This window comes from Nocardia sp. NPDC004718 (assembly GCF_053601535.1).
On record NZ_JBSGCA010000038.1, the window covers coordinates 46576 to 70676 of the forward strand.

Sequence of the window (24101 nt, forward strand, 5' to 3'; positions counted from 1 at the left end):
GGATGTGGCCTTTTCCCTGAAACAGCGCCGAAGCCTTTCCCGCGCCCAGTGGGGCCGGTAGAGTCGACTCCTTGTGCGCGGCAGACCGGAGGGGGGCGGACAGCGTGCCGTCGGGGAACGATTTCGCAGCGCCGTCGTCCTCTACACATCGCTTGTGGGCGCCGGATTCCGCAGACAGTGGCAATACAAAGCGGCCATGTTCGCGGGGCTGTTCACCAACTGCGTGTTCGGGTTCGTCCGCGCGGCCGTCCTCGCCGCGGCGGTGGATGCCGCGGGCGACTTCGGCGGGTACGACCGGGGCAGCATCGGCGCCTACGTATGGCTCTCGCAGGGCCTGCTCGGCGCGTTGCAGTTCATGGGACCGCTGGGACCGCTGGACGATCGGGTGAAGAACGGCGACATCGCGATCGACTTCCTGCGCCCGGTCGACATCCAATGCGGCTATCTCGCCGACGACCTCGGGCGCGCGGCGTGCACCTTCCTGCCGCGCGGAGTGCCGAGCGTGCTGGTGGGCACCCTCACCTTCGGGCTGGCGATGCCGGTCGGCTTCGCCCCCTACCTCCTCGGGGCGCTGAGTGTCATGTTGGCGGTGGTCGTTTCGTTCCTGTGCCGGTTCCTCGTGGTGCTGATCGGGTTCTGGGTCGTGGAAACCCGCGGCATCCGAGTGCTGTACTACACCGGGGGCACGTTCCTGGCCGGACTGTTCGTACCGGTGCACATGTTCCCGTCGTGGCTGGCAGCTGTCGCGGCGGCCTCGCCTTTTCCCTCGATGCTGCAATCTCCGATCGACGTGCTCTCGGGACGGATCACCGGTGCGGAAGCGCTCTCGGTCGTCGGCGTCCAGGTGTTCTGGGTGCTGGTGACCGCGATCGCCGGGCGCGTGCTGCTGGTCGCGGGCCGTCGCAGGCTGGAGGTGCAGGGTGGGTGACACCGCTCCCCCGCGCACCGCGTCGTGGTCGACGCCCTACGTGGCCGTGTTGCGCTCCAGGATCCGGGCGCAGCGCAGTTACCGGTTATCCTTCGCCAGTGAGCTTTTGAGCGCTTTCCTGGTGGGCCTGGTCGAATTGGCCGAAGTGTGGTTGATCTTCCGCACGGCACGCGTCCTCGGCGGACTCGACCTGGACGGCGCACTGTTGCTGTTCGGGCTGAGCAACACGAGTTTCGCGCTGTCCCAGGTACTTTTCGGCCACCTGGACACACTGCCGGTCCTGATTCGGATGGGCCGGCTCGACGCCTACCACCTGCGGCCGCAACCGCTGCTGCTGCAACTGATCACCAGCGACATCTCCCTGCGGCGGTTCGCTCGCGCCTCGGTCTCGGTCGTCGCGCTGGTGGCCGGCGCGGCGCGCAACGACATCGCCTGGAACGCGACCGCGACCGCACTGCTGGCACTCACGCTCGTCGGCGGTATCGCGCTGTTCGGCGGCGTGTTCGTCTGCGCCGCCGGATTGCAGTTCTATCTGATCGACGGCGCCGAACTCACCAACAGTTTCACCTACGGCGGCTCGTTCGCGGCGACGCAACCCGCGTCGCTGTTCCCCACACCCATGCGATTGCTTTTCGGGTTCGCGATTCCGGTTTCGTTCACCGCCTATCTGCCCACCCTCGCGCTGCTCGGCCTGCCCGGTCCACCACTGCTGCCCGCCTGGCTGGCCTGGCTCACCCCGGTGGCGGCGCTGTGGGTCTGGCTGCTGGCGCTGGGTTTGTGGCGATCGGGCACTCGGCACTACCAGGGAGGCGGCGGATGAGCACGGGTGGGTTCGGCAGCCCCGAGGCGATCATCGACATGGATGGACTCACCAGGCAGTTCGTCCTGTATCGCAAGGACGGCCGCCGCTGGCGCAGGCGCCGCGAGACGCTCACCGCGGTCGACGGGATGACCGTCCGGATCGAGCGGGGCTCCGCCGTCGGCTACATCGGCGCCAACGGCGCGGGCAAGTCCACCACGATCAAAATGCTCACCGGCATCCTGGTCCCCACCGCAGGCACCGTACGCACCTGCGGGCTGGATCCGGTGCGGCAGCGACGCGAACTCGCCGGGCGGATCGGCGTGGTGTTCGGCCAGCGCTCGCAGCTGTGGTGGGATCTGCCGCTGCGCGAATCGTTCTCGATCCTCGCCGCGATCCACCGGCTGGAGCCGAACGCCGCGCGCAAGCGCGCGCACGAGCTGATCGAGCAGCTGGAAATGGCCGACACACTCGACACACCGGTGCGCCAGCTCTCGCTGGGCCAGCGCATGCGCGCGGAAGTCGCTGCGGCACTGCTGCATTCGCCCGAGTTGGTCATCCTGGACGAGCCCACGATCGGCCTCGATGTGCTGTCCAAACAACGGCTGCGCGAGTTCCTGCGCGCGGAGCGGGCCGAGCGCGGCACGACCCTGCTGCTCACCACCCACGACATGGGCGATATCGAAAGGCTTTGCGAGCGTGTGCTCGTCGTGGATCACGGCCACTTGGTGTACGACGGGTCGCTGACCGGCCTGGCGGCCACCGTCGGCGCGCGCCGGGTGCTGGTGGTCGACCTGGCCGAACCGGCGCCCGACCTCGACGACCTTCCCTCGGCCCAGCTGCTGGGCACCGAAGGCGACGGCATGCGGCAGCGACTGGCCTTCGATCCCGAGCAGACCACAGCCGCGCAATTGCTGGCCGCGGTGTCCGACCGCGCCGAAGTGCGGGACCTGTCGATCGAGGAGCCCGAGATCGAGGACGTGGTGCGGCGGATATACGAATCCGCCCGCTGACGGGGCGGGCGGATCCGGTGTCGATATCGAATTCAGTCGGATTCGCGAGCGCCCTGGTCGAGCCGGAAGGGCGGGTACTCGTCCCGCATCAAACCGGCGTAGGCCTGCACGCGGACGATCCAGCGATTGACGCCCATCACGAAGTCGTAGATGCCCTGCGGGTAGCGCGCCGTGAACAGCAACCCGATCAACGCGACGATCAGCAGGATGCTCAGCAACGAGATCGAGCCGCCGCCCCAGTCGTCACCGTCGCTCCCCGCGACCGCGATGCCGCCGCTGAGCACCGCTCCGATGATCAGGTAGTGCGGAATGGCGAGCAGCCACCACTTCACCAGCACGAGGCCGCGGTGCAACGTGTCCGGATAGTCGATCTCCAGGTCGGCCGGGTAGTCCGCGTTCGGTTGCAGGCTGAACGGCGGGTACTTGTCGGTGCCCAGTACCGAGAGCGCGTAGAAAGTCACCCGCCATCCCCAGCGCATGACGCCGACGTTGAAGTCGAACAGTCCCCGCGGGTACTTGCCGGTGATCAGGATGGCGAAGAAGGCCACCACCGTGAGCACGGCGTACGCGATGTGCAGGAAGAACAGCACGACGTAGTGCGGAATCGCCAGTAGCCACTTGACCAGCCACAGCCACCGCGACAGCGCGGGGTCCAGATCGCCTCGAACACGAACCGGGCTAGGCGGTGTGACGGGCTTCTCGAGTTCCATGAGCGACGCTCCTTACGGTTGCTGTGATCCATGCCACAACCAGTAGGTGTCCTGATTGTCGCGTATCCGGCTGCTCGCGAACGGCACCATCTGATACCGACACGCCAACGAATCGGGGTGCATTCGGTCTTCGGCGAACGACCGGCGTTGTCCCGCAGCCGATATCACCCGCACCGCGACCGCATCGTCGTTCCCGCCCGCGGATCGTCGCGCGGAGGAACTTGTACCATCGGACAGCGTGACGTTCGGCGCGCTGCGGCTACCGGTGATCCGGATGATCGTGGCTCTCGCGTACACCGTCTGGGCGGTCGCTATGGCGGTGCCCCAGTGCCATGTCTTCGGCCACGCTGTCGCGTCACACGCCCACATCGAAGCGTCCGGGCCCGTCGTGGCCTCTATCGTCTCCCCGGCGATCCTCGTCGACCGGCACCAGCACGCCGCCGAGCCGGACCGGCATGTGCCCGCCGACGGTGTGCTCGCGGCCCTGCCACGCGCCGCCTCGCTGCTGCTGTTGCTGTTGATCGCGTCCGTGTCGGTGCTGCTCGCGGCCCCTGGGTCCGCGCTCGGGGCCGGCGTGCGCGCACCCCCGGTCGCGACCCTCCCGGTGTATCCGGGTAGAGAACGACTCACTCGATTCGGCATCGATCGGAACTGATCGGTCAGCGTCAGGCCGGAGCCTGCCGGGGCCCGGCCGGTGTTCGTGCGAAGTCCGCACTCACACCGTCGCTGCGACAGCGACCGCACAGAATCGACGATTCCCCATGACTTCTGCGCTGCAGAACCCGGCTGTGCCCGATCCCGCTCCGCGCGAATTGGAGACGACCCCGCTCGCGAGCCCGGCGAGTCTCCTGACGGCGGCCCTGCGCTGTCCGCGTCCGGCCACCATGGTGGGCAACACGCCCGTGCTCTGGATCACCGAACCGCTCTGCGGCACAACGCGACCGGACGGCCTCGGCTTCTGGGCCAAGCTGGAGGGCGCCAACCCCGGCGGCATGAAGGACCGGCCCGCGCTGCACATGGTCGAACGCGCCATCGCGCGCGGTGACCTCGCACCGGGCGCCCCGATCATCGAATCGACCAGTGGCACACTCGGTTTGGGCCTGGCGCTGGCGGGCATGGTGTATCACCATCCGGTCACGCTGGTCACCGACCCCGGCTTGGAACCGCTCATGCGCCGCATGCTCGCGGCCTACGGCGCGCGCGTGGAACTGGTCACCGAACCGCACCCCACCGGCGGCTGGCAGCAGGCGCGCCGTGACCGCGTCGCCGAGCTGCTGGCGCGAGATCCCCAGGCGTGGTGTCCCGACCAGTACCGCAACCCCGACAACCGCGACGCCTACGAGACCCTGGCACTCGAGCTGGTCGCGCAACTGGGACGGATCGACGTCCTGGTCTGCTCGGTCGGCACAGGTGGCCATTCCGCGGGGATCACGCGCACGCTGCGCCGATACTTTCCGCACCTGCGCTTGGTCGGCGTCGACACGGTGGCGTCCACGATCTTCGGACAGCCCGCGGGGCCACGGCTGATGCGCGGACTGGGTTCGAGTATCCATCCGGACAACGTCGACTATTCGGCGTTCGACGAGGTGCACTGGGTCGCGCCCGCGGAGGCGGTCTGGGCCTGCCGCAGACTCGCCGCGACACACCACGCCAGCGGCGGCTGGAGCGTCGGCGCGGTCGCCCTGGTCGCGGGCTGGCTGGCCCGCACCGGCGATGCGGCCACGCGGATCGCCGCGGTCTTTCCCGACGGACCGCTGCGCTACTTCGACACGGTGTACAACGACGACTACTGCCGCGAGCACGGCTTGCTCGACATCGCACCACCCACCGCACCGCTGCGCATCGCGCATCCGGCCGACGCCGTCGCGCTCTCGTGGACCCGGTGCACGACGGTCGTCGATCCCCGCGGCGCCGCCGGGAAGGAGCGGACGCGATGACCGATCTGATCGCCACCTACCGCGGCTTCAACCGTCCCAGCCGGATGCTGATGGTCAATCAATTCGCCATCAACACCGGCTTCTACATGCTGATGCCCTACCTGGCCGGTTACCTGGCCGGTCCGCTCGGGCTGGCCGCGTGGGCGGTCGGGCTCGTCCTCGGTATCCGCAACTTCGCCCAGCAGGGCATGTTCCTCGTCGGCGGCACGCTGGCCGATCGACTCGGCTACAAGCCGCTCATCGTGGCCGGATGCCTGCTGCGCACCGGCGGTTTCGCGCTGCTCGCGGTCGCGGACACGCTGCCCGCGCTGCTGGTGGCCTCGGCCGCGACCGGCTTCGCGGGCGCGTTGTTCAACCCGGCGGTCCGCGCGTATCTGGCAATCGACTCGGGCGAGCGCCGCGTGGAGGCGTTCGCCGTGTTCAACGTCTTCTACCAGGCGGGCATACTGTTCGGCCCGATCGCCGGGGTCGCGCTGATGACCGTCGACTTCCGCGCGACCGCCACGGGCGCGGCGGTGGTGTTCGGCGTGCTGACGCTGGCCCAGTTACGCGCGCTCCCGCAGCACCGCGCCGAGCCGAAAACCACCTCGGTGCTGGACGATTGGCGCGTGGCGCTGGCCAACCGCCCGTTCCTGCTGTTCGCCGCGGCGATGATCAGTTCTTCGGTCCTGGCCTTCCAGGTCTACCTGGCGTTGCCCGTGCACGCCGCACGGATCGCGGGCGATTCGGCGACTGTGCTGATGACGGCGGTGTTCGTGCTGTCCGGGTTGATCGCGATCGCCGGGCAACTGCGTATCACCCGCTGGTTCGGGCAGCGGTGGGGCCGCGCGCACAGCCTGGCATTCGGCATGGCGATACTCGCGTCGGCGTTCGTGCCGCTGATGGTGATCCCTGGCACCGGCTTCGGCGTGTGGCCCGCGATCGGCGCACTGCTGCTGACCGCCGCCGCGCTGGGAATCGGTGCGGCAGCGGTGTTTCCGTTCGAGATGGACACCGTGGTCGCGTTGTCGGGCAACCGCCTGGTGGCGACGCACTACGGCCTCTACAACACCATCGTCGGCATCGGCATCCTGCTCGGGAATCTGGGCATCGGAACGCTGCTGGACCGCACGCGCGAGGCCGGGATGAGCGCACTGGCGTGGGCCGCGCTCGTCGCCGTGGGAGCGGCCGCGGCGGCGGGCCTGTTCGCGCTCGCCCGCTCCGGACGGCTCGACGCACCGCTACCGGTCGGGTGATCGATCGGACCGTCCTGGACGTGCGCCTCCGGGACGGTCCGGTCAGGCCGGTCCGCTCGACTGCGCCGAATACAGGCTGACCTCGCCATCCTCACTGAGAAAAGCGTTGACCAGCATGGTGCGGGTGGTGCGCAGCTCCTCCTCGTCCGGCGCGGCGGTGGTGATCGAGATCTGCGGGATGACCGCCCAGTTGACCACGTAGCGCTCCGGCGGGCCGTCGTCGTCGGACAGCCGGGCGAGACGGAAGACCGAGACGGTCTTGCGGACGATCAGATCACGCACGACCTCCGCGATTCGCTCGGGGTCTTCCAGCGCGAACATGAAGCCGAATGTCAGCTCCGGCGATGACACGTAGGCGGGCACGAATACCGAGGCTAGCCCATGCGGCGGCGGCGCGCAGCGCGCGCACCGAATCGGTTGCCGCTCATACGCTCGACAATTTCGAGAACGCACCGCCGAGCGCCGGTCCGGTTGACCGATCCGTAATGGAACATAACGATTTCCCGGCAGCTTTCGGATTCACAGACCAGAGTATTGCGCGGCTTCGGTTACCGCGCTTTCCTGAAAGTGTCCTGATTTCTCGGACCGTCTTCTCCCGCATCGTCGCGGATTTCCCGGTTTCTCTGCCGTGCTGGTGGAACGCGGGATGGCATCCGGGTGCGGGACTGCGCCGGAGCCGAGGGGCGCCCCTCCCCGAAATCCCCCTCGGCCCTGGCGCATCCAGGATTCATCGTGTCGCAGAGGTATGTCATGCCCACCGAATACGCTCAGCGCAGTTTCGGAGCCCAAGAGCTGCCGCCGCCCGCCGCACTGCTTCGCGCGATTCGCGAACCCGGCGAGAACCAGCACCGGCACAGCGTGCTGCACGCCGCGCGGAAGCTCGTCGACTGCCACGAGCGACGGCAGCGGACAGTCGAGCGATCACACGCCCCGGAGGCATCCAGCACCCGTGTCGCCGCCTGCACCCAGCAAGTGGAGCACATCGACCGCTGCCGCGCGGAATGGATCGGGCGGATCGACGCCTGGGTGGCGGAGAACGTGCAGCACCGAGAGGGCGCCTCCCTGCATACCGAGACACTCGGCGCGGTCATCGACCGAATCGCGGCGAAATGGGTCTCGGCCCGACACTCCTTGGACGACGAGATCACGACCGGGCCGCACCCGGGGCAGGCGGGCGGTGAGGCCCACCTGCAGTGGTCCAGGCTGGCCGAGCTGGTCGACGGCTATCAGGATCTGATCACCGACGTCATCGAGCATCGGCGCAGGCTGCCGGTCTGGTGATCAGCGCGGCTCGTCGACGCCCGGCTCGACGACCTCGGCGTCGAGGAACGCCTCCGTCGCGTCCGCCCGCGGTTTCGTGACCGTGACCTCGGTCTCGGCGTCGAGGTCACGATCGAGATCCCGCTGCGCCTCCGCGTCCCGGCGCGCCGCGGCCGCCGCCTCGTTCATCTCGATGGCGTCGGTGATCCACTCACCGATCTCCCTGGTGACCTCGGCGACCGTCCCCGTGATGATGTTGGCGATATTGCCGACGTGCCTGGCACCGGACGACGTCAATTCCTGAATGAGATCCTTGTTGCTTTCGAATTTCCCGATCATTCACACGCCCGCTTCGCTCGCCTTTCGCTGACGCATCACGATAACACCGGGAGACGGTTCGCTCTCGACCCAGCGCGGCGGAAGTGCCAGCTTGAAAATCTTCTTCCACACCGAGCCGATCTGCTTACCGAGCGAGCCGGTGTTGTACGGCAAACCGTACTTTTCACACAATGCGCGGACGGTAGGCGCCATCTCCGGATAACGGCTCGCGGGCAGATCGGGAAACAGATGGTGTTCGATCTGATGCGACAAATTCCCGGACATGATGTGGAACAGCTTGCTGCCGGTGATGTTGGCCGAGCCGAGCATCTGCCGGATGTACCACTCGCCGCGGGTCTCGTCCGCGGTCTCCTCCTCGGTGAACGTCTGTACGCCGGCCGGGAAGTGTCCGCAGAAGATGATGGCGAAGGCCCACACGTTGCGCACCAGGTTGGCGGTGACGTTACCCGCCAGCGTGTGGAAGAACAGCGGTCCGGTCAGCGCGGGGAACACCAGGTAGTCCTTGAGCACCTGCTTGCCCGCCTTGCGCCACTGACCGAGGATCAGGTTCTTGACCTCCGGCCACTTCTTCTTACCCGCCAGGATGTTCTCGACCTCGAGGTCGTGGCCCATCACACCCCACTCGAACAGCATCATGAGCACGAAGGCGTACAGCGGCTGGCCGAGCCGGAGCACGTTCCATTCCTGCGCCTCGTCCATGCGCAGGATGGAGTAGCCGATGTCGCGGTCCTTGTTGTGGATGTTGGTGTAGGTGTGGTGCAGGTAGTTGTGCGAGTGCTTCCACTGGTCGGCCGGGCAGACCGTGTCCCATTCGAACACACGGGAATTCAGGCCGGGCTCGCGCATCCAGTCGTACTGGCCGTGCATGACGTTGTGGCCGATCTCCATGTTGTCCAGGATCTTCGACACACTCAGCGCCGCCACGGCGGCCAGCCAGAAGGGCGGAAGGAAGCCGAGATACATCAGGCCGCGCCCGGCGATCTCGAATCCCCGCTGTGCCTTGATGATCGAGTACAGGTATTCCCGGTCGCGCTCGCCGAGGTCGGCGACGATGGCCGCGCGCAGCTCGTCGAGTTCGCGGCCGAGTTCCTCGATCTGGTCCGGGCTCAGGACCAGCGGTCCGTTCTCGGTTTCGGTCAGGATGGTCATGGTTGGTCCCCTTCGTGAATCAGATGTCGATGTCGACGTCGCCGACCGGCGCGTTGATGCACAGCTGGATCGGCTGGTCGGGGTCGGTGTCGGTCTCGCCGGTGCGCAGATTGCGCGTGCAACCGGAGCGGCGCACCGCTGTGCAGGAGAAGCAGATCCCCATGCGGCAGCCGTACTCGGGCGTGAGACCGGCGGATTCGGCTTGCTCGAGCAACGTGGCGCCGGTGTTGCCGGCGCTCACGCCGCTGGCCGAGAAGTTGACGGTGCCGTGTGCGTCGGCGGCGTCCACCGGCGCGACCGACAGCGTGAACTCCTCGGAGTGCAGCCGGTCCTCGAGTTGCTCGGCCTGATAGATCGTGCGCACCGCGTCCATCAGCGACGGCGGGCCGCAGACGAAGGTCTGCGCGTCGGCGAACCAAGGCGCGACGCGCTCCAGTTCGTCGTAGTCGAAGTACCCGCCGCCCTTCGGCTGGGCGAGATCCACCCACGGCGCATCCGAATCCGCCCGAGGCGCCAGATCCGGCATGCGATGCGGATAGCGCAGCTCGATGCGGAAGTTCGGATGCCGCGCAGCGATCGCGTCCAGTTCCGCTCGGTGCGGCAGCACAGCGGGCGACTTGGCGTAGTGCAGGAAGACGACCTCGCCCGGATGGTCCTCCGCGGCGAGCGTGCGCAGCATGGACAGCACCGGCGTGATGCCGCTGCCACCGCTGATCAGCAGGACGCGCCGCGGCCGCGACTCGGGCAGCCGGAACACGCCGTCGGCGGGCGCCAGGTCGACCACCATGCCGGGGGCGGCATGGCGGTACAGGTACTGCGACACCAAACCGTCCGGATGCGCTTTCACGGTCAGCTGGATATGACGATCCCGACCGCCTTCCGGGTTCACCGGCGAGTAGCACCGCGTGTGCCGTACGCCGTCGATGACCACGCCGATCTGGACGTACTGTCCCGCGACGTGGCCCTTCCAGTGCCGGGTGGGGCGCAGCGTGAGCGTCACCGAGCCCGGCGCCGACCGGCGCACGTGAGTGATTTCGGCCCGCATGTCCCGCACCGTGAGGGTGGGGCGGACCAGCTCGAGGTACCGATCCAGCGGGTGCGGCGAGGTCAGGGTCTGCACCAAGTTGATGAGATCCACCATTTGTTCTCCGTACCTTTGTCGGACTGACGACGTGCGGCTGGAATTTCAGTGCACGTCTGTACACTCAACTAGTGTGACGGATGACGGGGGTGAGGTGTCAACCGGCGAAACATGTGACTCGAACTACATCTGGGGATAGGTCGAATGGTGAACGGATGTATGCTCACCGAGATGAGTGAGCAGGCAGCTACCCGAGGCGAACGCAAGGAGCGGACCAGGCAGGCGCTCCTGGACGGCACGCTCGCGTTGGCCGCCGAACGCGGATTCGCCGCGCTCAGCCTGCGGGAGATCGCCCGCTCCGCCGGCATCGTGCCGACGGCGTTCTATCGGCACTTCGCGTCGCTGGAGGACCTCGGCGCCACGCTGGTCGACGACGGCGTCACCGCGCTGCGGCTGGCGCTGCGCGAAGTCCGCCGCAATGCCGACGCGGGCCTGTCGGACACGGTGCGCTTCGTGTTCGCGCAAGTGGGCCCCAAACGTGAGCTGTTCGGCTTCCTCACCAGGGAGCGCCACGGCGGGTCCGCCGCCTTGCGCACGGCCATCGCCCGGGAGATCCAACTGATCGTCCGGGAGCTCGTCGCCGACCTCTCCCGCATCCGGGCCCTGGACTCCTGGACGCCGCGAGACCTGGAGATCGCCGCCGACCTGATGGTCAGCACGGTGACCGACGGGATCGCCGCCTACGTATCGGCCGCACCGCGCGACGAGCAGGCGATCATCGACCGCACCGTCCAGCAGATGCGTTTGATCGCACTCGGCATGGGCGGCTGGCGGCCACCGAAGGGGCGCTGATCCGCCGCCGAACTCGCTCGGCGGGCCGTGGCTCCTCGACGCCGCCGCCCGCCGCGACCGGAACTCACTCGGCGGACCGTGGCACCTCGACATCGCCGCGCGCCGTGACCGGATCCGGTGACCGCACCGGCAGCAGCACCGCGAGCCCGGCCGCGAGCACGACCAACAGGCCCGCGATCCCCGCCCGGTCCGAACCGAACAGCCAGACGAACAAGCCGAACAGGCTCGGGGCGAGGAAGGACACCGCGCGCCCGGTGGTCGTGTACAAGCCGAAGAGCTGACCCTCCCGGCCCGGCGGCGCGAGGCGGGTCAGGAACGAGCGCGCCGCCGCCTGTGCCGGGCCGACGAAGACGGTGAGCAGCAAGCCGAAGATCCAGAACATCAATGGGCCGGATACCACCAGCAGCGCCAGCCCGCACAGCAGCATCGCGGCCAGGGACACCACGATGACGATCTTCGGTCCGGCCCGGTCGTCGAAGCGTCCCGCGACGATCGCACCCAGCGCCGCAACGACATTGGCCACGATGCCGAACAGCAGCACATCCGAGTCGGCGATCCCGTAGACCCGCACGGCGAGCACCGCGCCGAAGGTGAACACCCCGGCGAGGCCGTCCCGGAAGACGGCGCTGGCCACCAGGAAGCCGACCGTGCGCCGGTCGACGCGCCACAGCTCGCGCAGGTCACGCCACAACACCCGGTACGAGCCGAGGAACCCCGCGCTCGCCGCGCCGGGATCGGCGTTCGTCCGTGGCAGTTCGGGGACCGCGAACAGCACCGGCAACGCGAAGGCGGCGAACCAGACGGCGGCCAACACGGCGACCAGGCGGATGTTGAGTCCCTGGTCGGTGGGCACGCCGAGCAGCCCGCGGTTGTCTCCCTCGCCGGATATGAAGCCGAAATAGCAGATCAGCAGCAGGAAGATGCCACCGAAATAACCCATCGCCCAACCGAATCCGGAGACCCGGCCGACGGTCTGCGGCGTGGAGACCTGCCGCAGCATCGCGTTGTACGGCACGTTCGCCAGTTCGAAGCAGGCCGACGCGAACGCCAGCAGCGCCAGCCCGAACCACAGGTCGTGGTAGTCGTCGTGCACGAAGAACATCAGCGTCATCGCCGCGATGGTCAGTGCGGTCAACCCACCGAGCGAGCCCTTGCGTTTCGCGGACGCGTCGAAGCGCTGTCCGCTGACCGGCGCGGTCAACGCCACGATCAGGCCCGCGATGCCGAGTGCCCACCCCAGCCACGCGCTGGCGGAGACACCGCCGGGCAGATCGTCGCCGACCTTGTCGGTGAGATACACCGAGAAGACGAAGGTGAGGATCACGGCGTTGAATGCCGAAGATCCCCAATCCCACAGCCCCCACGCCACCACTTGCCCGCGCCCGGCGGCCTGCCCGACTGTCGCCTGGGCGTTCACCTCGGTCATGCCGCGCAGCTTAATGCGCGAGACGGTTACGAGGCGGGCCGAAATCGGGTCCGGCCGCGACGAACACGGCGGATTCTTATGCACCTAGTTGCATAGTACCGAGTGTCACGGCTATCCTCACCGCATGGCACTCGAGCACGCGTTGCTGGTATCGCTGACCGAGCGCGCCGGCTCGGGGTACGAGCTGGCGCGCCGCTTCGACAAGTCCATCGGCTACTTCTGGAGCGCGACCCACCAGCAGATCTATCGCGTCCTCAAGCGCATGGAGGAGTCCGGCTGGGTCGACGGCGAGACGGTGATCCAGGAGGGCAGGCCGGACAAGAAGGTCTACTCGGTGAGCGAGACCGGACGCGCCGAACTCGCGCGCTGGATCGCCGAACCGAGCGATTCCGCCACTCCGCGCAACGAACTCGCCGTGAAGATCCGCGCCGCCGCGTACGGCGACATCACCGCGTTGCGCGCGGAGGTGGCCCGCCACCGCGACCAGCACGCCCAGCGGCTCGAGCTGTACCGGCACATCGAGAAACACGACTTCCCCGCTCCCGAGCGGCTCGCCGGGACGGCCCTGCACCAGTACCTCGTCCTGCGCGCGGGCGTCCGCGTGGAGGCCGGATTCGTCGAATGGTGCGACGAAGTTCTGCAAGCACTACACCCGCGCGCGACAGCCCGGCACGCGGACGGAGAAAGGCGACCTGCCCCATGAGCTCCTTCCCCCATTTGTTCGAGCCGCTCGATCTCGGCTTCACCACCCTGCGCAATCGCGTGGTGATGGGGTCGATGCACACCGGGCTGGAGGACCGCGCCTGGGACACCAACAAACTGGCCGCCTACTTCGCCGAACGAGCACGCGGCGGCGCGGGCCTGATCATCACCGGCGGCTACGCGCCGAATCGCGCAGGCTGGCTGCTGCCTTTCGGCGCCAAGCTGACCAACAAAACCGAAGCGTACCGGCACCGCACGATCACCAAAGCGGTGCACGAGCACGGCGGCAAGATCGCCATCCAGATCCTGCACGCGGGTCGCTACTCCTACATGCCGGGCAGTGTGTCGGCGTCGTCCATCAAGGCGCCCATCAACCCGTTCCGGCCGCGCGCGCTGTCGGCCAAAGGCATCGAGCGCACCATCGACGACTACGCCCGCTGCGCGAAGCTGGCCCAGTTCGCGGGCTACGACGGCTGCGAGATCATGGGCGGTGAAGGATATTTCATCAACCAGTTCCTCGCGCCGCGCACCAACAAGCGCACGGACGCGTGGGGCGGCTCCCCGGAGAACCGGCGCCGGATCGCGGTGGAGATCGTGCGCCGCACCCGCGCCGCGGTCGGCCCGGACTTCATCATCGTGTTCCGGCTGTCCATGGCCGAGCTGGTGGAGAAGGGACAGAGCTTCGACGAGATCGTCGCGCTGGCCGTGGAACTCGAAGCCGCCGGGGTGAACATCCTCAACACCGACATCGGCTGGCACGAAGCGCGAGTGCCCACCATCGTCACCTCGGTACCCCGTGCCGCCTTCGTCGAATTCACCGCGAAGATCACCGCGCGGGTGACCATCCCGGTGTGCGCGTCGAACCGGATCAACATGCCCGAGGTGGCCGAGGAGATCTTGACCCGCGGTGACGCGCAGCTGATTTCGCTGGCCCGTCCCTTCCTCACCGATCCGGAGTGGGTGAACAAGGCCGCTCAGGATCGGGTCGACGAGATCAACACCTGCATCGCGTGCAACCAGGCGTGCCTCGATCACGCCTTCCAGCACAAGACCGTGTCCTGCCTGCTCAATCCGCGCGCCGGGCACGAGACCGAGCTGAAGCTGCTGCCGACCCGCCGCACCAAGCGCGTCGCCGTGGTCGGCGCGGGCCCGGCCGGGCTCTCGGCGGCGGTGAGCCTCGCCGAACGCGGCCATCGCGTCGACCTGTTCGAGGCCGACGACAAGATCGGCGGCCAGTTCGACATCGCCCGCCGCATCCCGGGCAAGGAAGAATTCAGTGAGTCGATCCGGTACTACACCCGGATGCTCGAGCTCACCGGCGTCACGGTGCACCTGAACAAGCGGGTCGGCGCCGCCGAACTCATCGCGGGCGGCTACGACGAGGTCGTGCTCGCCACCGGCGTACAGCCGCGGATCCCGGACATCCCCGGTATCGACCACCCCATGGTGCTGTCCTACGCCGAGCTGGTGCGAGAGGAGAAGCCGGTCGGCAAGCGCGTCGCCGTGATCGGCGCGGGCGGCATCGGCTACGACGTCAGCGAATTCCTCACCGTGGAGGGGCATCCCGCCCTCAAGCTGGACGAGTGGAAGGAGGAGTGGGGCGTCACCTCCGACGACGAGCAGGCCCCCGGACAGCTCACCACGCCCAGGCCGGCTCCGGCGGCGCGCGAAGTCGTTCTGTTGCAACGCAAGACCACTCCGTTCGGGAAGGACCTGGGCAAGACCTCCGGGTGGGTGCATCGGGCCGCGCTGAAGGCCAAGGGCGTCGAGCAGATCGGCGGCGTGAACTATGAGCGTATCGACGACAACGGCCTGCACATCAGCTTCGGAGCGAAACGACAACGGCCGCAATTGATCCCGGTCGACAACGTCATCGTCTGCGCGGGCCAGGAATCCGTGCGCGACCTAGAGGCCCCGCTGCGCGCCGCCGGGATGAGCCCGCACCTCATCGGCGGCGCCGAACTGGCTGCCGAGCTGGACGCCAAACGAGCCATCGACCAGGGCACCCGGCTGGCCGCACGGCTGTGAGCGGGCGGCGGCCGGGCCCGACGCCCGGCCGCCGTGACCGCGGCACGGAACCGCGCCGGGGATCGTGCGGCGGACCACTGCGTCACGTCGCCTAGGCTGCATCGGGTGAGCCTGCCCTCCCCCACTTCCGAGAACCGCGCGGTCGTCACCGGCGCCTCCTCCGGCATCGGCACCGCGCTCGCCGCCGAACTCGCCGCCCGCGGCTACTCGCTGATCCTGGTCGCCCGCCGCGAGGAGCTGCTCACCGAGCTCGCGCAGCGACTGACCCTGGCCCACGGCATCACCGCCGAGGTGCGCGCGGTCGACCTGGCCGACCGCGAGCAGCGCGCCGTACTGGTGGAAGAACTGGCGACCCGCGAGATCGCCGTCTTGTGCAACAACGCGGGCATCGCGACCTTCGGCGCCATCGCCGAACTCGACCCGGCCTACGAGCGCGCGCAGATGGAACTCAACGCCGTCGCCGTGCACGACCTGACGCTGGCCGTGTTGCCCGGCATGCTCGCACGCGGCAGCGGCGGCATCCTGATCAGCGGCTCGGCCGCGGGCAACATGCCGATCCCGAACAACGCCACCTACGCCGCGAGCAAGGCGTTCGCCAACACCTTCTCCGAATCGCTGCGCGGCGAGCTGAAAGGCTCCGGGGTGCACGTCACCCTGCTGGCGCCCGGCCCGGTCCGCACCGAGACCCCGGATCCCGCCGACGCCTCCATCGTCGACCGGATGGTGCCCGACTTCATGTGGGTCTCCTCGGAATCCACCGCGAAGATGTCCATCGACGCGCTCGCCCGCAACAAGATGCGCGTGGTCCCCGGCCTGATCAGCAAGGGAATGAGTGTGGCGGGACAGTACGGCCCGCGCGCGGTCACCGCTCCCATCGCCGGCGCGTTCTACAAGAAACTCGGCAGCTGAGCCAGCCGCGTCAGCGAGCTGTCAATAAGCGACGCCCGGTGGTCAAGGATCCGCAAATGACCGGCCCACCGGCCCCGCACCCGGCGTAGTCCTGGCATCGGCCCCGCAATTCGAGAAAGCGGGGGCGACCCAGGAGAACATCGTGACGCTGCTCGACATCCTCCCGTCATTGCGGTCGGGATCACCTTCGCGCCTGGATGCCGCGGTCTGGCCGCGGAACACGCACTACGACGGCGACGGCGGTATCACCCTCGGCGGCGTCGCTCTCGCCGACATCGCCGATCAGTACGGGACGCCCACCTACGTCCTGGACGAGCAGGAGGTACGGTCCCGCTGCCGGGCCTATCGCAAAGCTTTTCCCGAGGCCGAGATCATCTACGCGGGCAAGGCCCTGATGATCCGGTCGGTGCTGGATTGGGTTACCCAAGAAGGCCTTTCGGTCGACGTGTGCTCGGCGGGCGAACTGGCCGTCGCGCTGGCGGCCGGTGTGGACCCCGCGCGCATCGTCCTGCACGGCAACGGGAAGTCGTTCGACGAACTGGCCACCGCCGTGCGCAGCGGGGTCGGCCGCATCGTGATCGACTCGCACACCGAGATCACGCTGCTGTCCGCCCTGGCCACGAAGCCACAGCAGGTGTTGCTGCGGCTGTCCCCCGGCATCGATGTCCACGGTCATCCGGCGGTGCGCACCGGTGTGCGCGACCAGAAGTTCGGCTTCCCCCTCGGCAGCGATTCGGCCGCCGAGGCGGTCGACCGTGTGCTGCGCCAACCGAACCTCATCCTGGTCGGCTTCCACTGCCATCTGGGCTCGCAGATCCACAACCCGGATCACTACGGCGAGGCGGTGCGGCGCTTGGTCGCCGCGATGGCGCAAGTGCGGCAAGACCACGGCGTCGTGCTGACCCAACTGGATCTCGGCGGCGGACACGCGGTGGCCTATCGCGCCGGTGACGCCGAAATGAATCTCGCCGAACTCGCCGACATCCTCGAGGACGCCCTCGACGCCGCCTGCGCCCGCCACCACTTCCCGCGCCCGGTCCTCGCGCTGGAACCCGGCCGCGCCGTCGTCGCCAGGGCCGGGGTGACGCTGTACCGAGTGCTCTCGATCAAGCACGTCGAAGGCGGTCACACCTACGTCACCGTGGACGGCGGGATGAGCGACAACCCGCGCGTCGCGCTCTACGGCGCGCGCTACGAGGTCGTGGTCGCCAACCGCCACCCGTGCGGTCCGCAGATGACCGCGACGGTCGCCGGTCGCTTCTGCGAGGCGGGCGACATCCTCACCGCCGACGTCCGGCTGCCCGCCGACCTGCGCCCCGGCGAGGTGCTCGCGATGCCGTGCACCGGCGCCTACCATCACAGCCTGGCCTCGTCCTACAACACTGTCGGGCGGCCGCCGATCATCGCCGTTCACCACGGCCGCGCCCGCGAACTGGTACGCAGAGAAACGACGGCGGACCTGCTCGCCCGCGAAGTCGGCTGACCGGCGCGCTCAGCGGCGCCGGGTGCCGAACAGACTGCGGGTGATCTCGCGTCCCGCCGCGGTGGCGGCCGAGCGCAGGAAGCCGCGGACCGCGGGATTCCGCATGATCCGCTCGGCGGCGGACTCCTCTTCCACGCGGTTCACGCCACGGCCGGGGACGGGCGCCGGTTCCGGCTCCCGCGTCGCGTCGGCCACCTTGGCGGCCAGCAGTTCGTAGGCCGATTCCCGGTCGATGGTCCGGGCGTACTTCGAGGCCAGCGAGCTGGACAGCGCCCGCGACCGGATCGCGTCCACGCCGATGGTGTCCATCAGCGACCGGGGCGGCCGCATCCTGGTCCAGGCCACCGGCGTCGGCGCGCCCTGCTCGGACAGCACCGTCACGATCGCCTCGCCGGTGCCGAGGGAGGTCAGCGCCTGCTCCAGGTCGTATACACCGGTCCTCGGGTAGGTGCGGACGGTCTTGGCCAACGCCTTCTGGTCGTCCGGGGTGAACGCGCGCAACGCGTGCTGGATGCGCGCGCCGAGCTGGGACAACACCGGATTCGGGATATCGGTGGGCAACTGTGTGCAGAAGAACACACCCACTCCCTTGGACCTGATCAGTTTGACGGTCTGCTCCACCTGATCCAAGAACGCCTTCGAGGCGTCGGAGAACAGGAGGTGCGCCTCGTCGAAGATGAAGACCAGCTCGGGGCGCTCCACGTCGCCGACCTCCGGCAGGGTCTGGAACAGGTCGGCCAGCACCCACATCAGGAATGTGGAGAACATCACCGGCCGTGCCGCCTCGGCACCCAGCTCGAAGAGCGTGATCACCCCTTTTCCGTCCACCGCCCGCACCAGGTCGGCCGGGTCGAGTTCCGGCTCGCCGAAGAACGTGTCGCCGCCGTCGGCCTCCAGATTCGCCAAGGCGCGCAGGATCACTCCCGCGGTGGCCGCGGAGACACCGCCGATGCCCTTCAGATCCTCCTTTCCCTCGGGGCTGGTCAGATGGGTGATCACGGCGCGCAGGTCCTTCAGGTCCAGCAGCGCGAGGCCGTTGCGGTCGGCCCAGTGGAAGATCAGGCCGAGGGTGGATTCCTGCGTCTCGTTCAGCCCGAGCACCTTGCTCAGCAGAACCGGGCCGAACGAACTGATCGTGGCGCGGATCGGAAGCCCCGCCCCGGTGGTGCCCAGCGACACGAACTCGGTGGGGAAGCCGGTCGCCGCCCAGTCCGCGGCGCCGGTCTCCGCGATCCGCGTGGCGAGTCTTTCGCTCGATCGGCCCGGCTCGGCCAAACCCGACAGGTCGCCTTTGATATCGGCCAGCACCACCGCAACCCCGGCGCTCGACAGTTGCTCCGCGATGCCTTGGAGGGTTTTCGTCTTCCCCGTGCCGGTCGCCCCCGCGACCAAACCGTGCCGGTTCATCATCCGCATCGGGATACGGACGCGCGCACCGGAATCCACCCTCGCGTCGACCACCACGGTGCCCAGTTCCAGCGCGGCGCCCTCGAACGCGTAGCCCGCGGCGATCTCTTGTGCGGCGGTCGAGCCCGGGGACGGTTCGTCTCTTCCTTCGGCGGCACCGGCTCCACCCGTCTGCTCGGCCAGTTCACGTTCCGCGGCCTCCGCGGCGGCGGAGGCCTCCGCCGCGATCCGCGCCGCCTCGTCGGCCGCTTTGCGCGCCGCGGCCGCCTTCTCCTGCGGGGTGGTCATCGCACGTCTCCGTCCTGGCTCGACCGGGCTGCTTCACTCAATGTTTGCTGCCGCACCGAAAACGCCGGGTGCCGATCTGGAAGAAACTGTATCGCCGCCGGTCGGATTCCTGCCTGCATCGGCGGCTTCGGGGTTGCCGAGCCGTATCGCAGGCACCGGACCTTCGCCCGGCTAATGTTGCACGGGTGTCCGACAAATACATGGTGTGGATGGATTGCGAGATGACCGGCTTGCGCTTGGACAGCGACAAGCTGATCGAGGTGGCCGCACTCGTGACCGACAGCGATCTCAACATCCTCGGCGAGGGCGTGGACATCGTCATCCACGCCGAGGACGACGCGCTGGCCGCGATGCCTGCCGTGGTCGCCGAGATGCACGCGCGCTCCGGGCTGACCGACGAGGTCCGCCGATCCACCGTCACCCTCGAAGAGGCCGAGCAGCGCGTGCTCGACTACATCCGCCAGTACATCCCCACCCCGCGCACCGTGCCGCTGGCCGGCAACTCGATCGCCACCGACCGCGGTTTCATCGCCAGGGACATGCCGCTGCTGGATGCCCACCTGCACTACCGGATGGTCGACGTGAGCTCGATCAAGGAGCTGTGCCGCCGCTGGTACCCGCGCATCTACTTCGGCCAGCCGGAGAAGGGCCTGAGCCATCGCGCACTGGCCGACATCCAGGAGTCCATCCGGGAACTGGAGTACTACCGGCGGACCGCGTTCGTCGCGCCGCCCGGTCCCTCCACCACCGAAATCGCCGCCGTCGCCGCCGAGGTCTCCGAGACCGCCGAACAGCGGACCGAATCGGCGCAGGTCAACGGCTCGCCAGATAACGATTAGGGAGTGGGCGGGTAGACACGCTAATATCTAGCCCGCTGGTTCTTCACCGGCGATGGTGAGCGTAGTTCAGTTGGTAGAGCACCAGGTTGTGATCCTGGCTGTCGCGGGTTCGAGTCCCGTCGCTCACCCCAGGTGTCGCGGTGTGCGAGCCGTCCTCTGAGGCGGTTCGCACACTACGGCTGGCGCCTTCTTCACTCTGTTCATCCCCGCATCGGCAACGCCACGTGAAATAGCCGTCCGCATCTCTCCGAGGCGGCGATCATGTTCCAAGACTCCAGCCTTTGGCAAGCGCCTGCACTCGAATGGGTCCACACGCGAGATTCGTCACGATGCGGCGTGCCATTTCATGCCTGCGCGCGCCCTCCCGCCACGGCCGACCACCGAATCGGGTCTCGGCGCCTATGGAAATTATCTTCCGCAGCGGCCGAGCGCCCGCATGACCCGCGTCGCCGCATCGGCCGGGTCCTGACACGTTCGTCGCGGGCATCGCTTCGTGGCGCCTATCGAGAGGAAACCGGCCCACGTCCTCACCGAGAGCTGGGTCGGCTCGATCGGGCGCGGCTGACACTCCCCGCAAGGCTCTTTCACTGCGCCCCAAACCTTTTACCGCAGACGCTCGCCGCGATGTGAAACGAAACCACTCCAGAATCCGCCATGCGTCCGTAGACTGCGGTGCACGTGGGAGGGTGTCGCTGGGGCGCCTTCCCGGTTCGACCAGAAAGACACACCTCGTGATGCGTTCCGCGGTTATCGCAGCCTTCGTCGGCGCCACTCTCCTCACCGGATCCAGCGGAACCGCGGTCGCGGGAATCGGACTCCCCCCGCTGCCCGAATCCGGCTCGGCGTCGAGCGGATCGGCGGGCGGCCTGGCCACCACCGGCTCCTCCGGCACCGGTTCGGCGGGCAGCAAGCTGCTGTGCGCCGCCACCGGCAGCGCCATCGCGATCCTGGGCGACGCCCAGTTGGGTTGCAACATGCTGCCGTGACCCCTGAACGCTGAACGGGCCACCGGATTCGCTCCGGTGGCCCGTTCGGCGTTCCGCTTCGGCTCAGCGATTGTCTTCGGCGTTGCCCGCTTTCCAGACCGGCCACGGGATGTTCCAGTCACCCAAGCCGTCCACACCGGACAGGGTGCCGCCCACGGTGTTCTTCACGATCGTGATGTCACCGCGCTTGGCGTTCTGGAAGACCCACTGCGCGTTCGCCGGGCTGAGGTTCAGGCAGCCGTGACTGGTGTTGCTGTACCCCTGCGCACCGACCGACCACGGCGCAGAGTGGAAGAAGATGCCGCTGTAGGACAGTCGCGTCGCGAAGTCGACCGGCGTCTTGTACCCGTCGGGCGCGTTGACCGCGACGCCGTAGGTCGAGGAGTCCATGATGATCTTCTCGTGGCGGTCGGCCACGATGTAGACCCCGTTGTCGGTGGGGGTGCTGTCCTTGCCCATCGAGGTCGGCATGGTGCGGATCACCTGGCCGTTCAACTCGACGGTCACCTGCTTGGTGTTGTCGTCGGCGGTGAAGACCATCGCGTCGCCGATGGTGAAGAACGAGTGGATGTTGTCCTGCCCGTACAGGCCGTTGCCGAGATTACGTCCGTAGACGTTCACATCGACGGTGATCTTCGATCCCGGCGCCCAGAAATGCTCCGGCCGCCAGCGCACCTCGCGGTTGTTCACCCAGTAGAACGCGCCCTCCACCGGCGGCTCCGTAGTGATCTTGATCGCATCCTGCGCGGCCTTCCGGTCGGGGATGTTCTCGTCGAACTGGACGGCCACCGGCTGTCCGATACCGACGACCTCCGCCTCGCCGGGCACCAGGTAGGGCTTGGTCTGGTTACCGGGCGAACTCGTGGTGAAACTCAGCGTCGCGGAGTTCGCCCCGCCGAGCCCGATCGCGTCGGCCTTCAGTCGGTAGGTCTTGCCGTAGCCGAGCACCTCGGTGGTCTCCCACGAACGCCCGTCGGCGGCGAGCTTGCCCTCCACCGCCTTGCCCTGCGGGGTGACCAAGCTCACGTTGGTGAACTTGCCGTCTTCCACCTTGAACGCCAACGGGACGCCCGGCGATACCCCTACCTCGCCATCCTTCACCGGCGACAACAACTTTGGCTTGATCAGTTCCGTGATGGGGTTGCGGTCGATGGCCACCTGAGCCGCGTCCTTGGCATCGGATGCCGAACATCCGGTCAATGCCAGCGCGGCGACCGCGACAACTATCACCGGTCCCGCGAACGTGCGTAGTGACCGCCTCGTAGTCGGCTTGCGCACGTGCCGACCTCGACCAAAACTCATTTCAACCCCGTTTCAAAGTCTCGGCGCTCCAGGACACACCGAGGGCTTCGGATGCCGACCGCCACGCCGCTCACCCCGCCGTGTCCGCGGGCGGTCGAAACCACAATCGGACATTCTGCCAGTGCGTCACGTCCTGGCCAATGTGAACACCTAGTCCGTCACTGCAGCGTTACCACCACTGGATCACCGCGGGGAATCCCCGCGTTACGGCGGAGGAGAGCATCACGTCCGCGCCGGTCAGGACACGATTTCACTTCTGCGGCCCCGGCCTGTTAAGGTTTGTCCCGCACCGGAACACGGAGCAAGCGCCATTAGCTCAATTGGCAGAGCAGCTGACTCTTAATCAGCGGGTTCGGGGTTCGAGTCCCTGATGGCGCACAACACGCAAACCGTGCCCTCGCCAGTCATCGGCTGGCAAGGGCACGGTTTTTTTCGTCTCCACGATGGCCCGATTCCCGTGACATCACCGTGACCTGGACTTTTTCCCAGTTGCACCAGTGGCCTCAATTCGGACAGCTATACGCCCGCGATCGCCGCGAAATCCACTCATGCGCCCAAAAATTTCTGTGACCTACGGCACAAGAGGTTTAACGGCAAACTCCCAGCTTGGATAACGATTCGACAACCGCGTCCTGGGGTTTCCAAGATCGTCAGCGCCTGCCGTTCATGATCAGTTCACCGTCTGTTAACTATGCGTGACCATTCTGCAATCAGGTCACAAAGCGACCTGAAGTTTGGTCAGCCCGAGGAGTTGTAGACACCGATTCGGTAACGATCACACGGCAGGCACCTGCCCGCCACGTGATCGGCGGAGCGGAATCCGGCAACGGACCCGCAATCCCATACTTCCGCCCGTCTCACCGCATCGAGGATGCGGAGTCTCGCGCGACAAGCGGCCGAGCCCACCGAGGGCGATCCGGTGCCGCACGCACGAAGCGTCGCGTTCCGGGGACATCAGCGTCCCCCACAACAAAACCACACAACAGCACATGGCCGTTTCGGCGAACGCACACGAGCGTACGCCGCAGGATCCGTGCTGCCCAACTGCGGCCGGATCGAGTAAGTCCCCGATCAAGGAACCGATTCGCAATGCCTGACAGACGCCTTTCCACCCTTCGCCGCCCCTCGCTCCGCGAAACCGTCACCGTCGCCTTCGCCGCCGCGGGTGTCGTCGCCGTGGCCGCCTGCTCCGCGGCGTCCGTTGCCGACAACAGCGTCCCGTCTCGCATCGCCATGGTGGCCGAGCAGCAGCCCGAGGCCGCCGCCGCTCCGGTCGCCGCACCGGCGGCCGAGGCGATCCCCGCGCCGATGCCCGCACCCGCTCCCGCCCCCGCCCCCCCCCCCCCGCCGGCGGCGGCCCCCGTGCCCGCCCCCAAGCCCCCCCCCCCCCCCCCCCGCGAAGCCGACAACCTGGACCGCAGGTAGCGC

General features: G+C 67.9%; 22 protein-coding genes and 2 tRNA genes. 16 read left to right on the top strand and 8 right to left on the bottom strand.

The window, feature by feature from the left end:
* Positions 1-196 precede the first annotated feature (196 nt).
* From ACWEH3_RS25740 to ACWEH3_RS25750, 3 genes are read left to right on the top strand one after another with little or no spacing between them, the layout of a single operon-like run.
* Positions 197-928: an ABC transporter permease gene (locus tag ACWEH3_RS25740; RefSeq protein ID WP_450019719.1), complete on the top strand. Its 732-nt coding sequence runs from the start codon at positions 197-199 to the stop codon at positions 926-928.
* Entirely contained in the window at positions 921-1748 is an 828-nt protein-coding gene (locus ACWEH3_RS25745) for an ABC transporter permease (RefSeq protein WP_450019721.1), read from the top strand. Before ACWEH3_RS25740 ends, ACWEH3_RS25745 begins: the two co-directional genes overlap by 8 nt.
* On the top strand, positions 1745-2740 hold the full coding sequence (locus tag ACWEH3_RS25750) for an ABC transporter ATP-binding protein (protein WP_450019723.1): 996 nt from the start codon (positions 1745-1747) through the stop codon (positions 2738-2740). The genes ACWEH3_RS25745 and ACWEH3_RS25750 overlap by 4 nt, the downstream gene beginning before the upstream one ends.
* Before the next feature lie 32 nt (positions 2741-2772).
* On the opposite strand, the gene ACWEH3_RS25755 is transcribed toward ACWEH3_RS25750, so the two are convergent.
* Positions 2773-3450: a DUF4389 domain-containing protein gene (locus ACWEH3_RS25755; protein WP_450019725.1), complete on the bottom strand. Its 678-nt coding sequence runs from the start codon at positions 3448-3450 to the stop codon at positions 2773-2775.
* A gap of 238 nt (positions 3451-3688) precedes the next feature.
* Between ACWEH3_RS25755 and lpqS the strand changes: the two genes are divergently transcribed.
* The 3 genes from lpqS (at position 3689) to ACWEH3_RS25770 (ending at position 6622) form a co-directional block, all read left to right on the top strand.
* Positions 3689-4105, top strand: a complete 417-nt coding sequence (gene lpqS / locus ACWEH3_RS25760) for a putative copper homeostasis (lipo)protein LpqS (protein WP_450019727.1) — start codon at positions 3689-3691, stop codon at positions 4103-4105.
* Between the two features lie 106 nt (positions 4106-4211).
* Positions 4212-5387, top strand: coding sequence for a PLP-dependent cysteine synthase family protein (locus ACWEH3_RS25765; RefSeq protein ID WP_450019729.1), 1176 nt, complete (start codon positions 4212-4214; stop codon positions 5385-5387).
* Positions 5384-6622 (top strand): MFS transporter, encoded by a 1239-nt coding sequence (locus tag ACWEH3_RS25770; RefSeq protein ID WP_450019731.1) that lies wholly within the window; start codon positions 5384-5386, stop codon positions 6620-6622. The genes ACWEH3_RS25765 and ACWEH3_RS25770 overlap by 4 nt, the downstream gene beginning before the upstream one ends.
* A 42-nt stretch (positions 6623-6664) precedes the next feature.
* On the opposite strand, the gene ACWEH3_RS25775 is transcribed toward ACWEH3_RS25770, so the two are convergent.
* Positions 6665-6985, bottom strand: a complete 321-nt coding sequence (locus ACWEH3_RS25775) for a hypothetical protein (RefSeq protein ID WP_450019733.1) — start codon at positions 6983-6985, stop codon at positions 6665-6667.
* Positions 6986-7372: 387 nt separating this feature from the next.
* Between ACWEH3_RS25775 and ACWEH3_RS25780 the strand changes: the two genes are divergently transcribed.
* Positions 7373-7903: a DUF4254 domain-containing protein gene (locus ACWEH3_RS25780; protein WP_452358394.1), complete on the top strand. Its 531-nt coding sequence runs from the start codon at positions 7373-7375 to the stop codon at positions 7901-7903.
* On the opposite strand, the gene ACWEH3_RS25785 is transcribed toward ACWEH3_RS25780, so the two are convergent.
* From ACWEH3_RS25785 to ACWEH3_RS25795, 3 genes are read right to left on the bottom strand one after another with little or no spacing between them, the layout of a single operon-like run.
* Positions 7904-8221: a hypothetical protein gene (locus tag ACWEH3_RS25785; protein ID WP_450019737.1), complete on the bottom strand. Its 318-nt coding sequence runs from the start codon at positions 8219-8221 to the stop codon at positions 7904-7906.
* On the bottom strand, positions 8222-9370 hold the full coding sequence (locus tag ACWEH3_RS25790; protein ID WP_397077107.1) for a fatty acid desaturase family protein: 1149 nt from the start codon (positions 9368-9370) through the stop codon (positions 8222-8224).
* 19 nt (positions 9371-9389) lie between these two features.
* Positions 9390-10511 (bottom strand): ferredoxin reductase, encoded by a 1122-nt coding sequence (locus ACWEH3_RS25795; RefSeq protein ID WP_450019739.1) that lies wholly within the window; start codon positions 10509-10511, stop codon positions 9390-9392.
* 171 nt (positions 10512-10682) lie between these two features.
* Here ACWEH3_RS25795 and ACWEH3_RS25800 point away from each other — a divergent pair, with 171 nt between their 5' ends.
* A complete protein-coding gene (locus ACWEH3_RS25800) occupies positions 10683-11303 on the top strand; it encodes a TetR family transcriptional regulator (protein ID WP_450019741.1) in 621 nt (206 codons plus the stop codon).
* A gap of 64 nt (positions 11304-11367) precedes the next feature.
* Here the strand turns inward: ACWEH3_RS25800 and ACWEH3_RS25805 are convergent, their stop codons facing one another.
* The gene (locus ACWEH3_RS25805) at positions 11368-12729 is read right to left on the bottom strand and encodes an MFS transporter (protein WP_450019743.1); all 1362 of its coding nucleotides are present in this window, start codon (positions 12727-12729) and stop codon (positions 11368-11370) included.
* Positions 12730-12853: 124 nt separating this feature from the next.
* Here ACWEH3_RS25805 and ACWEH3_RS25810 point away from each other — a divergent pair, with 124 nt between their 5' ends.
* The 4 genes from ACWEH3_RS25810 (at position 12854) to lysA (ending at position 17851) form a co-directional block, all read left to right on the top strand.
* Positions 12854-13432 (top strand): PadR family transcriptional regulator, encoded by a 579-nt coding sequence (locus tag ACWEH3_RS25810; protein ID WP_450019745.1) that lies wholly within the window; start codon positions 12854-12856, stop codon positions 13430-13432.
* Positions 13429-15459, top strand: coding sequence for an FAD-dependent oxidoreductase (locus ACWEH3_RS25815; RefSeq protein ID WP_450019747.1), 2031 nt, complete (start codon positions 13429-13431; stop codon positions 15457-15459). The genes ACWEH3_RS25810 and ACWEH3_RS25815 overlap by 4 nt, the downstream gene beginning before the upstream one ends.
* A 105-nt stretch (positions 15460-15564) precedes the next feature.
* Positions 15565-16368, top strand: a complete 804-nt coding sequence (gene cmrA, locus ACWEH3_RS25820) for a mycolate reductase (protein ID WP_450019749.1) — start codon at positions 15565-15567, stop codon at positions 16366-16368.
* Between the two features lie 142 nt (positions 16369-16510).
* Complete coding sequence (gene lysA, locus ACWEH3_RS25825) at positions 16511-17851, top strand: diaminopimelate decarboxylase (protein WP_450019751.1); 1341 nt, start codon at positions 16511-16513, stop codon at positions 17849-17851.
* 9 nt (positions 17852-17860) lie between these two features.
* On the opposite strand, the gene ACWEH3_RS25830 is transcribed toward lysA, so the two are convergent.
* Positions 17861-19546 carry a helicase HerA-like domain-containing protein gene (locus tag ACWEH3_RS25830; protein ID WP_450019753.1) on the bottom strand — a complete coding sequence of 562 codons (1686 nt, stop codon included), beginning with the start codon at positions 19544-19546 and terminating at the stop codon, positions 17861-17863.
* A gap of 200 nt (positions 19547-19746) precedes the next feature.
* Between ACWEH3_RS25830 and orn the strand changes: the two genes are divergently transcribed.
* The 3 genes from orn to ACWEH3_RS25845 all read left to right on the top strand — a co-directional run bounded on the left by orn (position 19747) and on the right by ACWEH3_RS25845 (position 21371).
* Positions 19747-20385: an oligoribonuclease gene (gene orn, locus ACWEH3_RS25835; RefSeq protein ID WP_450019774.1), complete on the top strand. Its 639-nt coding sequence runs from the start codon at positions 19747-19749 to the stop codon at positions 20383-20385.
* A 55-nt stretch (positions 20386-20440) separates the two neighbouring features.
* Positions 20441-20516 (top strand) — tRNA-His (locus tag ACWEH3_RS25840).
* A gap of 603 nt (positions 20517-21119) precedes the next feature.
* The gene (locus tag ACWEH3_RS25845; protein ID WP_450019755.1) at positions 21120-21371 is read left to right on the top strand and encodes a hypothetical protein; all 252 of its coding nucleotides are present in this window, start codon (positions 21120-21122) and stop codon (positions 21369-21371) included.
* A gap of 63 nt (positions 21372-21434) precedes the next feature.
* Here the strand turns inward: ACWEH3_RS25845 and ACWEH3_RS25850 are convergent, their stop codons facing one another.
* On the bottom strand, positions 21435-22673 hold the full coding sequence (locus tag ACWEH3_RS25850) for a L,D-transpeptidase (protein ID WP_450019757.1): 1239 nt from the start codon (positions 22671-22673) through the stop codon (positions 21435-21437).
* A gap of 305 nt (positions 22674-22978) precedes the next feature.
* Between ACWEH3_RS25850 and ACWEH3_RS25855 the strand changes: the two genes are divergently transcribed.
* Positions 22979-23051: transfer RNA gene (locus tag ACWEH3_RS25855), tRNA-Lys, on the top strand.
* Positions 23052-24101: the final 1050 nt, after the last annotated feature.

What these genes read in the sequence shown, in the direction of transcription:
- ACWEH3_RS25815 (WP_450019747.1), top strand. Translation starts at nt 13,429, where the DNA reads ATGAGCTCCTTCCCCCATTTGTTCGAGCCGCTCGATCTCGGCTTCACC.
- orn (WP_450019774.1), top strand. Translation starts at nt 19,747, where the DNA reads ATGGTGTGGATGGATTGCGAGATGACCGGCTTGCGCTTGGACAGCGAC.
- ACWEH3_RS25845 (WP_450019755.1), top strand. Translation starts at nt 21,120, where the DNA reads ATGCGTTCCGCGGTTATCGCAGCCTTCGTCGGCGCCACTCTCCTCACC.
- ACWEH3_RS25805 (WP_450019743.1), bottom strand. Translation starts at nt 12,729, where the DNA reads ATGACCGAGGTGAACGCCCAGGCGACAGTCGGGCAGGCCGCCGGGCGC.
- ACWEH3_RS25740 (WP_450019719.1), top strand. Translation starts at nt 197, where the DNA reads ATGTTCGCGGGGCTGTTCACCAACTGCGTGTTCGGGTTCGTCCGCGCG.
- ACWEH3_RS25795 (WP_450019739.1), bottom strand. Translation starts at nt 10,511, where the DNA reads ATGGTGGATCTCATCAACTTGGTGCAGACCCTGACCTCGCCGCACCCG.
- ACWEH3_RS25750 (WP_450019723.1), top strand. Translation starts at nt 1,745, where the DNA reads ATGAGCACGGGTGGGTTCGGCAGCCCCGAGGCGATCATCGACATGGAT.
- ACWEH3_RS25850 (WP_450019757.1), bottom strand. Translation starts at nt 22,673, where the DNA reads ATGAGTTTTGGTCGAGGTCGGCACGTGCGCAAGCCGACTACGAGGCGG.
- ACWEH3_RS25800 (WP_450019741.1), top strand. Translation starts at nt 10,683, where the DNA reads ATGAGTGAGCAGGCAGCTACCCGAGGCGAACGCAAGGAGCGGACCAGG.
- ACWEH3_RS25830 (WP_450019753.1), bottom strand. Translation starts at nt 19,546, where the DNA reads ATGACCACCCCGCAGGAGAAGGCGGCCGCGGCGCGCAAAGCGGCCGAC.
- ACWEH3_RS25790 (WP_397077107.1), bottom strand. Translation starts at nt 9,370, where the DNA reads ATGACCATCCTGACCGAAACCGAGAACGGACCGCTGGTCCTGAGCCCG.
- ACWEH3_RS25770 (WP_450019731.1), top strand. Translation starts at nt 5,384, where the DNA reads ATGACCGATCTGATCGCCACCTACCGCGGCTTCAACCGTCCCAGCCGG.
- ACWEH3_RS25785 (WP_450019737.1), bottom strand. Translation starts at nt 8,221, where the DNA reads ATGATCGGGAAATTCGAAAGCAACAAGGATCTCATTCAGGAATTGACG.
- ACWEH3_RS25765 (WP_450019729.1), top strand. Translation starts at nt 4,212, where the DNA reads ATGACTTCTGCGCTGCAGAACCCGGCTGTGCCCGATCCCGCTCCGCGC.
- ACWEH3_RS25810 (WP_450019745.1), top strand. Translation starts at nt 12,854, where the DNA reads ATGGCACTCGAGCACGCGTTGCTGGTATCGCTGACCGAGCGCGCCGGC.
- ACWEH3_RS25755 (WP_450019725.1), bottom strand. Translation starts at nt 3,450, where the DNA reads ATGGAACTCGAGAAGCCCGTCACACCGCCTAGCCCGGTTCGTGTTCGA.
- ACWEH3_RS25780 (WP_452358394.1), top strand. Translation starts at nt 7,373, where the DNA reads ATGCCCACCGAATACGCTCAGCGCAGTTTCGGAGCCCAAGAGCTGCCG.